This window comes from Nonomuraea phyllanthi (assembly GCF_006334985.2).
Classification (GTDB): domain Bacteria; phylum Actinomycetota; class Actinomycetes; order Streptosporangiales; family Streptosporangiaceae; genus Nonomuraea; species Nonomuraea phyllanthi.
Map to the genome: position 1 here is coordinate 40,673 of NZ_VDLX02000030.1, position 12,579 is coordinate 53,251.

Genomic DNA, 12,579 nt, shown 5'->3' on the forward strand with positions numbered 1-12,579 from the left:
GCATGTGAGAAATGTCCGGTGTCTGGAACGTGTCCAACACCTGGTCAGTGTCCGTCTTACGGGTGGACGCCAGGGAACGTGTGCAGACGGCCGGGCGGGGTCCCGTCAGATCGCCTTGCCCGGGTTCAGGATGCCCAGCGGGTCGAAGACCGCCTTGATGCCCTGCTGGACCTCCGTGACCACCGGCCCCGACTCCAGCGCCAGCCAGCGCCGCTTCAGCACCCCCACCCCGTGCTCCCCGGTCAGCGTGCCCCCGAGCTCCAGCGCGCGCGTGAAGATCTCGTCCGCCGCCGCCCACACCTCCGCCGGCGGCTCCACCGTGCCGTGGTCGAAGATGAAGACGGGGTGCAGGTTGCCGTCCCCGGCGTGCGCGGCCGTGCAGATCCGCACGCCGTGCCGGGTGCCCGCCGCCTCGATGGCGGTGATCATCTCGGCCAGGACGGAGCGCGGCACGCACACGTCCTCCACCAGGCACGCCCCGAGCCGCTCCTTGGCCTGGTACGCCATCCGGCGCACGCCGACGAGCTCCTCGGCCTCCTGCGGGCTGGAGGCCACGGCCACGAACGACGCCCCGTTGTCCATGCACAACCGCTCCATGCGCGCCACCACGTCCTGGCCGTCGGCCGCGTCGGACTGGCCGATCAGCATGGCCTGCGTGGAAGCCTCCAGGCCGATGTTGCGCCAGTCGTCGATGGCCTGCAGGGTGGCCCGGTCCAGCAGCTCCATGAGCGACGGCTGGCAGCCGGCCGCCATGATCGCCGAGACGGCCGCGCCCGCGTCCCTGAGCGAGCCGAACTCGGCGGCGAACGTGGCCGGCGGCGCGGCGGGCGCGCGGCGCAGCCGCACGGTGGCGGCCGTGATGACGCCCAGCGTGCCCTCGGAGCCGACGAAGAGCCCGGTCAGGTCGTAGCCGGTGACGCCCTTCATCGTGCGCCGCCCGGTGTTGAGCACGCGGCCGTCGGCCAGCACGACCTCGAGGCCGAGCGCCGAGTCCCTGGTCACGCCGTACTTCACGCACCGCAGCCCGCCCGCGTTGGTGGCGAGGTTGCCGCCGATGGTGGAGATCTCGTACGACGACGGATCGGGCGCGTACATGAGCCCGTGCTCCCTGGCGGCCCTGTCGAGGTCGGCGGTGATGACGCCCGGCTCGACGACGGCGATCTCGTCGGCGGGGGCGAGCTCCCTGATCGCGGTCATCTTCGCCAGCGACAGGATGAGCGAGCCGTCGCCGGCGACGGAGGCGCCCGCGAGCCCGGTGCCCGCGCCGCGCGGCACCACCGGCACCCGGTGCTCCGTGGCCCACTTCATCGTGGTCACCACGTCCTCGCGGGAGGCGGCGAGGACGACGCCGAGCGGCTTGCCGGGCTCCACGAACGTGCGGTCGCGGGCGTAGGAGTCGATCACGTCAGGGTCGGTCACGACGCGGGCTTCGGACAGCGCGTTAACCAAGGCATCAATCGGTCTCACAATATGCACCTTAGGCGCATACCGCCCGCAGCTTGGTCTGCGGTTTGCGCAGGTCGTTACTTAAGGCCAAACTGCCCGGGTGAAAGTCAGGTGCCCGGTGTGTTCGGAGGCTGACCAGATTGTCGCGGTCCCGGGCGCGGTCGCCGCCGGGACCACGTACAAGATCGGCAGAGTGCGGTTACCCGGCGAGCGCGAGGTCGCCGACCTGCCCTCCAGGGCGGCCCTGGGCGTGTCGAAGCACGTCATGAGCCGCACGCAGCTCGCCGTCTGGCTCTCCTTCCCCAGCCGCCACTACACGCCGTGGGCCAGGAACCAGGGCTACATCCTGCTCGGCGTGGCGGCCCTGGTGCACCTGGTGGTGTCGCTGGTCATCGCGATGGGCCAGGACGCCCGGTGGGGCGAGGTGCTGCTCGCGCCGTTCTGCCTGACCGGCTTGTTCTGGGGGCTCGGGCTGCTCAACGTGCTCGGCTCGTACGGCGCCCGCAAGCGCGACACCGCCGAGGCGCCGGCCAGGGAGAAGGCCCTGGCCGTCTGGGAGAGCCTCTGTTACTGCGCCCGCGACAACGTCGTGTTCGAGCCGGGGGTCGGCGTCTCGTTCCATCCGAGCGAGACGCGCGAGTACATCTTCGGCTTCCGCGGCAACGGCCGCTAGCCGTCGCCGCGGCCGCGGCGACGGCCTCGGGCTCAGCCCCGCTCCTCCGCCACCAGGCGCACGCAGATCGCCAGGCCCTCGATGGCCTGCTCCAGCTCGTCCAGCTCGGGGTAGGTGGGGGCGATCCTGATCGTGCGGTCGTCGGGGTCCTTGCCGTACGGGTGGGTCGCGCCGGCGGGCGTGAGCGCGATGCCCGCGGCCTTGGCCCTGGCCACCACCTCGGCGGCGTGCGGCACCTCCAGGCTGATGAAGTAGCCGCCCCGGGGGCTCGTCCAGGTGGCGAGGTCGCCCAGCCGCTCGGTCAGCACCTTGTCGACCATCTCGAACTTCGGCCCGATCAGCTCCGCGTGCCGCCGCATGTGGGCGGCCACGCCCGCCGGGTCACGCAGGAACTCCACGTGCCGCAGCTGGTTGATCTTGTCGGGCCCGATGGACTGCTTGGCGGTGTTGCGCAGGAACCACGCGACGTTCGCCGGGGAGGAGCCGAAGAACGACACGCCGGAGCCCGCCAGCGTCACCTTGGAGGTGGAGGCGTAGACGAACACGCGGTCGGCGTTGCCGTGCTCGGCGGCCAGGGCGAGCAGGTCGGTCAGCTCGTCGGGGGTGTCGGTGAGGTGGTGCACCGCGTACGCGTTGTCCCAGAAGATGCGGAAGTCGGGCGCCGCCGCCGGCATGGCGGCCAGCCGGCGCACCGTCTCGTCGCTGTAGGTGACGCCGGACGGGTTGCTGTACTTCGGCACGCACCACATGCCCTTGACCTTCGGGTCGGCGGCGACCAGGCGCTCGACCACGTCCATGTCGGGGCCGTCGGCGGTCATCGGGACGGGCACCATCGTGACCCCGAAGCGCTCGGTGATCGTGAAGTGCCGGTCGTAGCCGGGCACCGGGCACAGGAACGTGATCTCGGGCTCCTCCACCCACCGCCGCGCCGCGCCCGGCACCGGGTCGAGCAGCGCGTGCACGATCGTGTCGTGCATCATGGCCAGGCTGGAGTTGCCGCCGACGACCAGCTGCCCGGCGGGCACCTGCACCAGCGGCGCGAACAGCTCGCGCAGCTCGGCGAGGCCTTGCAGGTTGCCGTAGTTGCGGCCGTCGGTGCCGTCGGCCGCGCGGTAGGAGCTCGGCAGCCTGAGCAGGTCGTCGGAGAGGTCGAGCTGGCGCGGCGACGGCTTGCCCCTGGTGAGGTCGAGCGAGAGCCCTCGCTGGACGAGGGCGGCGTAGTCAGCCTGTGCGGTCACGAGATCTCCTCCGAATTCGGTCCGGCTAGAAGGATAGAAGACGCCGCCAGGTGAGCCGGTCGATATCCGCCATCTGGGACGGCGGCGACGGGGCTCCCGGCCGAATGCCTGCCCGCAGGCCCTTCCCGAGCGGCGCTCCTTGGCGTGCAATGGAGAGATCGGGCCGGCCCAGGAGGGAGCAGCCGTGACGACCGTTCGAGAGACCACGATCGAGCAGGTCAGACGCCGCCGCACCGGGACCGTCATCGCGTCCTGGATGTCGACGACCGACCACAAGGTCATCGGCTACCTCTACCTGATCACCTCGTTCGGGTTCTTCCTGGTGGCGGGCGTCATGGCCATGGTCATCAGGGCCGAGCTCGCCTCGCCGGGCATGCAGCTGGTCACCCAGCAGCAGTACAACCAGCTGTTCACCATCCACGGCACGGTGATGCTGCTGCTGTTCGCGACGCCGCTGTTCGCCGGGTTCGCGAACGTGGTCATGCCGCTGCAGATCGGCGCGCCCGACGTCGCCTTCCCCCGGCTGAACGCGGTGGCGTACTGGCTGTTCCTGTTCGGCGGGCTCATGGTGATCTCGGGCTTCTTCACGCCGGGCGGGGCGGCCGACTTCGGCTGGTTCGCGTACACGCCGCTGTCGTCGGGGACCCACACGCCGCAGATCGGCGCCGATCTGTGGATCATGGGTCTGGCCCTGTCGGGGCTCGGCACCATCCTCGGCGCGGTCAACTTCATCACCACGATCATCGGCATGCGGGCGCCCGGCATGACGATGTTCAGGATGCCGCTGTTCACCTGGAACGTGCTGCTGACCAGCATGCTCGTGCTGCTCGCGTTCCCGGTGCTGGCCGCCGCGCTGCTCGTGCTGGAGTCGGACCGCAAGCTGGGCACCCAGGTCTTCAGCTCCGAGAACGGCGGCCCGATGCTCTGGCAGCACCTGTTCTGGTTCTTCGGCCATCCCGAGGTCTACATCATCGCGCTGCCGTTCTTCGGGATCGTGACCGAGGTGATCCCGGTCTTCAGCCGCAAGCCGATCTTCGGCTACCTGGGGCTGGTCGGCGCGACCATCGCCATCGCCGGCCTGTCGATGACCGTGTGGGCGCACCACATGTTCGCCACGGGCCAGGTGCTGCTGCCGTTCTTCTCGTTCATGACGTTCCTCATCGCGGTGCCGACGGGGGTGAAGTTCTTCAACTGGATCGGCACCATGTGGCGGGGCCATCTGAGCTTCGAGACGCCGATGCTCTTCTCCGTCGGCTTCCTGGTGACGTTCCTGCTCGGCGGGCTCACCGGCATCATCCTGGCCTCGCCCCCGCTCGACTTCCACATCAGCGACACGTACTTCGTGGTCGCCCACTTCCACTACGTCGTCTTCGGCACGGTCGTGTTCGCCATGTTCTCCGGCTTCTACTTCTGGTGGCCGAAGATGACCGGCAGGATGCTCGACGACCGCCTGGGCAAGGTGCACTTCTGGACGCTGTTCATCGGGTTCCACACGACGTTCCTGGTGCAGCACTGGCTCGGCCAGCTGGGCATGCCCCGGCGCTACGCCGACTACAGCCCGGGCGACGGCTTCACGGCGCTCAACGAGATCTCCTCCGCCGGGGCGTTCCTGCTCGGGATCTCGACCCTGCCGTTCCTCTACAACGTCTGGAGGACGGCCAGGCGCGCGCCGAAGGTCACGCTCGACGACCCGTGGGGCTACGGCAACTCCCTCGAATGGGCGACCTCCTGCCCGCCCCCGCGCCACAACTTCACCAGCATGCCTCCGATCCGCTCCGAGCGGCCGGCCTTCGATCTGCACTATCCCCGCGAGCGGGCGAACCGCCCCGCCGATGAGAGCCGCCCGCACGCGGAGAACCCCGACTGATCATGAAATTTCGCCTATCTAGGGAGATCGGCGATGACAGGCACGCGAATCCCCTTCACCCCCGAGACGGCCCCCTGCGGGAAGACGTGCGGCGGTGAGCGCCTCGTCGACGACGACGGCTACGGCCTGGTGATCCACGACCGGCTCTACGACTGCGGCTGCCGCAGCATCCGCCACGAGTACCACGACGGCAGCATCAACCTGTCCGCCATCCGGCACGACGGCAAGCGCGTGAAGGACCCGATACAACCCGACCACGGGAAGTGACCCAGATGATCGACGTGCTCATCGTCGGAGGGGGAGGGGCGGGCCTGCGGGCGGCCATCGCGGTCGCCGAGGCCGACCCGGAGCTGAAGGTGGCGGTCGTCTCGAAGGTCTACCCGATGCGCAGCCACACCGTCTCCGCCGAGGGCGGCGCCGCCGCGGTGATCGGCGTCGGCGACACGCTCGACGAGCACTGCTACGACACGATCTCCGGCGGTGACTGGCTCTGCGACCAGGACGCGGTCGAGGCGTTCGTGGCCGAGGCGCCGAAGGAGCTGATCCAGCTCGAACACTGGGGCTGTCCGTGGAGCAGGGAAGGCGACGGCCGGGTCGCGGTCCGCCCGTTCGGCGGCATGAAGAAGATGCGCACCTGGTACGCCGCCGACAAGACGGGCTTCCACCTCCTGCACACCCTGTTCCAAACAAGCCTGAAATATCAGGACCTCATCCGCTATGACGAGTGGTACGTCACCAAGCTCGTCGTCGACGACGGCCGCGTCCACGGCGTCGTGGCCGTCGAGCTCAGGACCGGCCGGATCGAGACCATCGCCGCCCGGTCGGTCATCCTGGCCACCGGCGGCTGCGGCCGGGTCTTCCCCTTCACCACCAACGCCGCCATCAAGACCGGCGACGGCATGGCCCTCGCCTACCGCGCGGGCGCGCCGCTGAAGGACATGGAGTTCGTCCAGTACCACCCGACCGGCCTGCCGTTCACCGGCATCCTCATCACCGAGGCGGCCAGGGCGGAGGGCGGCTGGCTGATCAACAAGGACGGCTACCGCTACCTTCAGGACTACGACCTCGGCCGGCCCACGCCCACGCCGCGGCTGCGCAGCATGGAGCTGGGCCCGCGCGACCGGCTCTCGCAGGCGTTCGTGCACGAGCAGCACAAGGGGCGCACCGTGGACACCCCGTACGGGCCGGTCGTCTACCTGGACCTGCGCCACCTCGGCGAGGAGAAGATCGACACCCGCATCCCGTTCGTGCGCGAGCTGTGCCGGAGCTACCAGAACCTCGACCCCGCCACCGAACTCATCCCGGTACGCCCGGTCGTGCACTACATGATGGGCGGCGTCCACACCGACCTCGACGGCGCCACCCCGATCGCCGGGCTGTTCGCGGCCGGGGAGACGGCCTGCGTGAGCATCAACGGCGCCAACCGGCTCGGCTCCAACTCACTGCCCGAGTGCCTGGTCTTCGGCCGCCGGGCGGGGCTCGCGGCGGCCGGGTTCGCCCGCTCGCACCGGGACGGCGAGGCGCCCGCCGTGCGCAGCCAGGGCGGCGACGAGCGGCGGCGGCTGGAACGCGCGCGCGAGGGCGGCGGGACCGGCGAGCGCATCGCCGGCCTGCGCGAGGAGATGCAGCACACGCTGGAGGGCGCGGCCGGCATCTACCGCACGGGCGACGCGCTCGCCAAGGCCGTCGACACGCTCGCCGAGCTGGGCGAGCGCGCCGCGGAGGCCCGCGTCGACGACGCGAGCGCCACCTTCAACACCGAGCTGATCAACCTGCTGGAGCTGCACACGATGCTGGAGGTGGCGCGGACGATCGTGGCCTGCGCGCTCAACCGGCAGGAGTCGCGCGGCGCGCACCAGCGCACCGACTTCACCGCCAGGGACGACGCCGCCTACCTCGCGCACTCGCTGGTGCACCGCGCCCCCGACGGCACGCCGTCGGTCGGGCTGCTGCCCGTGACGATCACCCGCTGGCCCCCGGGAGAAAGGGTGTACGGCCGTGAGTGACACCACCGAGGCCGGGACGCGCACGATCAGGATGGAGGTCGCGCGCTACCGGCCGGGCGAGGACGACGAACCCGTCGTCCAGGGGTACGACGTGCCGCTCAAACCCGACTGGGCGGTGCTCGACGGGCTCAACCACATCAAGGACCAGCTCGACGGCAGCCTGTCGTACCGCTGGTCGTGCCGGATGGGCGTGTGCGGCTCGTGCGGCATGACCGTCAACGGCGAGCCCCGGCTGACCTGCGGCACCTTCCTCACCGAGTACGGCGACGGCCCGATCAGGATCGAGCCGCTGAAGGGCTTCCCGGTGATCAGGGACCTGGTCGTGGACATCGACGGGTTCCTGGCCAAGCTGTCGTCCGTGCGGCCCTGGCTGGTCAGGGAGGGCGAGGAGCCGCCCCTCACGACGGAGTACGCCCAGACGCCGGAGCAGCTGGAGGCGTACAAGCAGTACAGCATGTGCATCAACTGCCTGCTGTGCTACTCGGCCTGCCCGGTCTACGTGCTCGACCCCGACTTCCTCGGCCCGGCCGCCATCGCGCTCGCCCAGCGTTACGGCCTGGACTCGCGCGACATGGACGACCGGTTCGACGTGCTCAACCAGGAGGACGCCGTGTGGGGGTGCACGTTCGTCGGCGAGTGCACGCGCGCCTGCCCCAAGCACGTGGACCCGGCCGAGGCCATCCAGCGCTACAAGCTGACCGCGGCCCTGCGCTCCGTCCTGCCGTGGAGCAGGCGATGACCGGGGTGAGCGCCTACCGGGCGCCGCGCGACCGCCTGTGGTTCGCCCGCAGCCGCCGCTACGCCCTCTTCGTGCTGCGCGAGCTGACCAGCGTCCTGGTGGCCTGGTCGGTCGTCTTCCTCGGCATGCTCGTGGACGCGCTGCGCGGCGGCGCGTTCCAGGAGTTCGCCGCGCTGGCCGCGCGGCCGTGGATGATCGCGCTCAACGTGCTCGCGCTGGCCGCGACCGTCTACCACGCGGTCACGTTCCTCAACCTCGCCCCCAAGGCCACCGTCGTCCGCCTGGACGGCTGGCGGGTGCCCGCCTGGATGATCCAGGGCGGCAACCACTCGGCCTGGATGGTGATCTCCGTGCTGATCGCCTACTTCGTCCTGAGGTCGCCATGAGACGCAGGCTGGAGCCGTACCTGTGGCTGCTGTTCAGCGGCGGGGGAGTGGTGGCGGCGCTCGTGCTGCCGGTGCTCGTGCTGCTGTTCGGGGTGCTCATGCCGCTCGGCGTGGTCGACTGGCCCGCGGCCGGGCACCTGAGCGCGCTGACGGGAAGCGTCCTGGTGCGGCTGGCCCTGCTGGTGGTGGCCGTGCTGTGTCTCTTCCACGCCGCGCACCGCGTCAGGTTCACCAGCGAGGAGCTGCTCGGCATCGCCAGGTACGACGTGCTCGTGGCGGTGGTCTGTTACGGGGGCGCGGTCGTGGGCGGGATTGCGGCCGGGTTCATTCTGTTCTAGGCGCCGCACCTAAACGATGGGTCAAATGTCCCCCTTTGATCACGTTTCAACAACGTACTTTACGATTCGTTGACCTACCCTCTAGCGTCCGGCATTGCACACCCTATGGCCATGCGCCCGGAGACCCCGGGCAGAGAGGGTTCCTGGTGCCCAGCACGAAGCGCTTATTAGCAGCAGCCTTCCCGGCGGTCGCCCTCCTGGGCGCCGCCCTGTCCGCGCCCACGGCTCAGGCGTCGTCCGTCGCGTCGTACGAGCCCACGGCCGCCGATTACTACATCAACTACGCTCCTCCCGCGGTCGGGAAGGACCCGAAGGAGCCTTCTGTCAACCAGGGGAACCGGCGCTCGCTGACCCCGGCCGAGAAGATCGACAGAAAGTTCACGAGTGGAAATCCGGCGGCCGGCCGGGTCCTCGCCAAGCGCGAGGACGAGGCCATCAGGACCGGCCGCAACCCCGCCGAATGGCTGTTCAAGAAGACCAAGCAGACCCGCACGGCCAAGCTCCTGACGATCCTCGTCGAGTTCAACGAGCAGGCCAACGACGACTTCTCGGGCTTCAACCGCCTGCGGAGCGTCAACAGCGGCCCCGACGACTGCGTGGTCGAGCCGGCCGGCACGCTCATGAACGGCCCCCTGCACAACAACATCCCCGACCCGGCCACGCTGCCGCACAAGGACAACAACTCCTTCTGGGTCAAGGACTTCAGCCCCGAGCACTTCAACAAGATGCTCTACACGGACAAGGGCATCACCGAGCGCGTCCGTCCTGACCTGAAGGACCCGCGCGACGGCAAGGCGGGCATCGACATCTCCGGCTTCACGATGAAGAAGATGTACGAGGAGATGTCCAAGGGCGCCTACTCCGTCACCGGCTCGGCGGTCGGCTGGATCAAGGTCCCGCACTCCGAGGCCTGGTACGGCGCCGCCGCCTGCGGTGGCGCGCCGCAGGACATGTCCGGCCACCCGGACAACCCGCTCGGCGCCCAGCAGCTGCCCATCGACGTGGTCGAGTCCCTCGTCAAGGCGCAGCCCGACTTCCCGTGGGCCGACTACGACGTCGAGGACGTCTCCGACGCCGACGGCGACGGCGACTTCAACGAGCCCGACGGCGTGATCGACCACCTGGTGCTGGTGCACGCCGGCAAGGACAAGTCCTCCGACGGCGGCGCCGAGGGCACGTACGCGATCTGGGCGCACTCCAGCGCGGTCGCGGGCGGCTACCAGGTGCCCGGCACCGACAAGAAGATCTCCAACTACATCGTGCAGCCCGAGGACTCCGGCGTCGGCGTCTTCGCCCACGAGTACGGCCACGACCTCGGCCTGCCCGACCTGTACGACACCTCGGGCCAGGCCAGCTCGGCCGTGGACTTCTGGGACCTGATGTCCAGCGGCTCCCACTCCGGCCCCGTCTACCAGTCGATGCCGTCCCACATGGGTCTGTGGGACAAGTGGGTGCTCGGCTGGGCGAACCCGAAGACGTTCGACCCCGGCGACCGCTCCAGGATCGTCACGGTCGGGCAGTCCTCCCGCACGCCGAAGTTCACCGAGGACGGCATCCGGGTGAACCTGCCGTCCACGCCGCTCAAGATGATCGACGTGCACAGCGGCTCGAACGCCTGGTGGAACGGCCTGGACCAGGACTGGGCCAACCTCACCCTGACCCGCGACGTGGAGGTTCCCGCCGGGACCGACGTCCGGTTCTGGATGTGGAACAACTACGTGATCGAGCAGGACTGGGACTTCGGCTTCGTCGAGGTCTCGACCGACGGCGGCCAGACGTGGAGCCAGCAGAAGCTGTTCGACGAGGCCGGCAACGAGGTCACCACGCCTGACGACTACCCGGACCCGAACAAGAACCTCAAGACGTTCGGCAACAAGAAGTACGGCCTCACGGGCAGCAGCGGCGGCTGGCGGCACGACTACGCCAACCTGACGCCGTTCGCCGGGCAGACGATCAAGCTGCGGCTGACGTTCAACTCCGACGCGGCCTTCCAGGAGCGCGGCTGGTTCGCCGACGACTTCGAGCTCACCAACGGCGGCACGGCCGTGTGGAGCGACGACGTCGAGAACGGCGACAACGGCTGGAAGCCCGTTGGCGGCACGTTCACCAACACCAGCGGCCAGGGCTGGACCCGCAACAACGGCGAGCGCGAGATCTCCCGGTTCTACCTGGCCGAGTGGCGCAACCTCGACGGCTTCGACAAGGGCCTCGGGTACACCTACGACACCGACTACCTCCGCGACGGGGCGTGGAAGGTGCACAAGGTGAAGTACAACGCGCCGGGCCTGCTGGTGTGGTACCGCGACTCGACGTTCGTCAACAACAACCTGGGCAGCACCCTGCAGCTCCCGCCGAGCATCGGCTCCAAGGGCAGCCTGCTGGTCGTGGACTCGCACTACGACCCGCTGCGCCGCTCCGGCACCGCGGCCGAGAAGGACCCGACGCTGCAGAAGAACCTGCAGGGCCGCGTCCAGTCGTCCAACGCCGCGTTCGGGTTCCGCAAGACGTACCCGTTCACGGAGTGCATCGAGGACGCGAACGAGCCGTACAGCGAGTACTGCACGGAGCTGCCCGCGCTCAAGGGCGTGCGCACCTTCACCGACGCGAAGACCTGGTACCCGGGCCTCGAACTGATCGACGGCGGCCTGTACTACCGCGACTTCGACGCCTCGGTGGTCGTGCCGTCGAAGGGTGACCAGACGTACAGCACCCGCGTGGTGCACCAGGACGGCACCCCCGCCACGGAGCTGTACGGCCAGGTGGCCGCCGGCTCGGTGCTCGGCACCGGCAACCCCGGTGACGAGGGCAAGGCGCTCGGCGTGCAGTTCAAGCTGCTCGCCCCGCTGCCGGGCAACCTGGGCGCTCTCGTCCAGGTCGTCCCGCCCAAGAAGTAGTGATCAACAGGGCCGCCAGGACCTCCCTGGCGGCCCTACCATTGGTGAGCATGAGCGAACTGCGCACCAAGGACGAGCACACCGAGGCGATCCGCCGCGATCGCAAGGTGGCGGTGGTGGTGAACACTCGCTCGCGCCGCGGTCGCCGCCACTACTTCGAGGTCATCGAGCAGATCCACAACCTCGGGTTCGAGCCGCTGGTGGAGCTGTCGGTCTACAACCCCAAGCGGCTGCGCGAGCTGCTCGACACGGCCCTCGCCACCGACCCCGACCTGCTCGTCGTGGGCGGCGGCGACGGCACGCTCTCCTCCGCCGTGCGCCACGTGGCACACCGCGACGTGGCGCTCGGCGTGCTGCCCCTCGGCACCACCAACAACTTCGCCAGGAGCCTCGGCCTCCCGCTCGACCTGGCCGGGGCGATCAAGGTGTTCGACACCGGCAAGGTCGCCGACATCGACCTCGGCATGGCCGGCGACCGGCCGTTCGCCAACCTGGCCAGCTTCGGCGTCTCCGTCGAGGTGGCGGGCAAGGTCAAGCCGTGGCTCAAGCGCATCGTCGGGCGGCCCGCCTACCCGATGACGGCCCTGACCATCCTGCCCGGGCACACCCCGTTCCGCGCGTACATCACCGTGGAGGGCAGGCGCCACGAGCTGCTCACCCACCAGCTCAACATCGCCAACGGCCGCTTCCACGGCGGCTGGCAGGTCGCCAAGGACATCAGCATCGACAACGGCATGCTGGTCGCCTACCAGCTCGGCTCCGGCAAGCGGCTGCGGCTGCTCGGCGAGACCCTCATCAGGGCGACCACCGGGCGCTGGCGCAGCCTGGCCGGCGGGCCGTTCGTGGTCGGGCGCGAGATGCTGCTGGAGACCGACCCGCCGATGGCCGCCGACGTGGACGGCGAGGTGCGCCTGCGCACTCCCATCCGGCTGCGCGTCGTGCCCAACGGCGTGCGGGTCATGGTCCCCGACTCGTTCGAGGACCGCTGACCA

11 protein-coding genes are annotated in these 12,579 nt (G+C 69.6%); 9 read left to right on the forward strand and 2 right to left on the reverse strand.

The window, feature by feature from the left end:
• Positions 1–105: 105 nt before the first annotated feature.
• Positions 106–1,467 (reverse strand): FAD-binding oxidoreductase, encoded by a 1,362-nt coding sequence (locus tag FH608_RS47340; RefSeq protein ID WP_226900521.1) that lies wholly within the window; start codon positions 1,465–1,467, stop codon positions 106–108.
• Between the two features lie 97 nt (positions 1,468–1,564).
• Here FH608_RS47340 and FH608_RS47345 point away from each other — a divergent pair, with 97 nt between their 5' ends.
• Positions 1,565–2,119: a hypothetical protein gene (locus tag FH608_RS47345; RefSeq protein ID WP_139637772.1), complete on the forward strand. Its 555-nt coding sequence runs from the start codon at positions 1,565–1,567 to the stop codon at positions 2,117–2,119.
• Positions 2,120–2,151: 32 nt separating this feature from the next.
• On the opposite strand, the gene FH608_RS47350 is transcribed toward FH608_RS47345, so the two are convergent.
• A complete protein-coding gene (locus FH608_RS47350) occupies positions 2,152–3,357 on the reverse strand; it encodes an aminotransferase class I/II-fold pyridoxal phosphate-dependent enzyme (protein WP_139637773.1) in 1,206 nt (401 codons plus the stop codon).
• A gap of 184 nt (positions 3,358–3,541) precedes the next feature.
• Between FH608_RS47350 and ctaD the strand changes: the two genes are divergently transcribed.
• The 8 genes from ctaD (at position 3,542) to FH608_RS47390 (ending at position 12,576) form a co-directional block, all read left to right on the forward strand.
• Positions 3,542–5,224 carry an aa3-type cytochrome oxidase subunit I gene (gene ctaD, locus FH608_RS47355; protein ID WP_139637774.1) on the forward strand — a complete coding sequence of 561 codons (1,683 nt, stop codon included), beginning with the start codon at positions 3,542–3,544 and terminating at the stop codon, positions 5,222–5,224.
• A 33-nt stretch (positions 5,225–5,257) separates the two neighbouring features.
• On the forward strand, positions 5,258–5,491 hold the full coding sequence (locus tag FH608_RS47360; protein WP_139637775.1) for a hypothetical protein: 234 nt from the start codon (positions 5,258–5,260) through the stop codon (positions 5,489–5,491).
• A gap of 5 nt (positions 5,492–5,496) precedes the next feature.
• Positions 5,497–7,230 (forward strand): fumarate reductase (quinol) flavoprotein subunit, encoded by a 1,734-nt coding sequence (gene frdA, locus FH608_RS47365; protein ID WP_226900522.1) that lies wholly within the window; start codon positions 5,497–5,499, stop codon positions 7,228–7,230.
• A complete protein-coding gene (gene sdhB, locus FH608_RS47370) occupies positions 7,223–7,969 on the forward strand; it encodes a succinate dehydrogenase iron-sulfur subunit (RefSeq protein ID WP_226900523.1) in 747 nt (248 codons plus the stop codon). Before frdA ends, sdhB begins: the two co-directional genes overlap by 8 nt.
• A complete protein-coding gene (locus tag FH608_RS47375) occupies positions 7,966–8,355 on the forward strand; it encodes a fumarate reductase subunit C (RefSeq protein WP_139637777.1) in 390 nt (129 codons plus the stop codon). Before sdhB ends, FH608_RS47375 begins: the two co-directional genes overlap by 4 nt.
• Positions 8,352–8,693: a fumarate reductase subunit FrdD gene (frdD, locus tag FH608_RS47380; RefSeq protein ID WP_139637778.1), complete on the forward strand. Its 342-nt coding sequence runs from the start codon at positions 8,352–8,354 to the stop codon at positions 8,691–8,693. Before FH608_RS47375 ends, frdD begins: the two co-directional genes overlap by 4 nt.
• Before the next feature lie 146 nt (positions 8,694–8,839).
• Positions 8,840–11,587 carry an immune inhibitor A domain-containing protein gene (locus FH608_RS47385; protein WP_226900524.1) on the forward strand — a complete coding sequence of 916 codons (2,748 nt, stop codon included), beginning with the start codon at positions 8,840–8,842 and terminating at the stop codon, positions 11,585–11,587.
• A 50-nt stretch (positions 11,588–11,637) separates the two neighbouring features.
• On the forward strand, positions 11,638–12,576 hold the full coding sequence (locus FH608_RS47390; protein ID WP_139637779.1) for a diacylglycerol/lipid kinase family protein: 939 nt from the start codon (positions 11,638–11,640) through the stop codon (positions 12,574–12,576).
• The last annotated feature ends 3 nt before the right edge of the window (positions 12,577–12,579 follow it).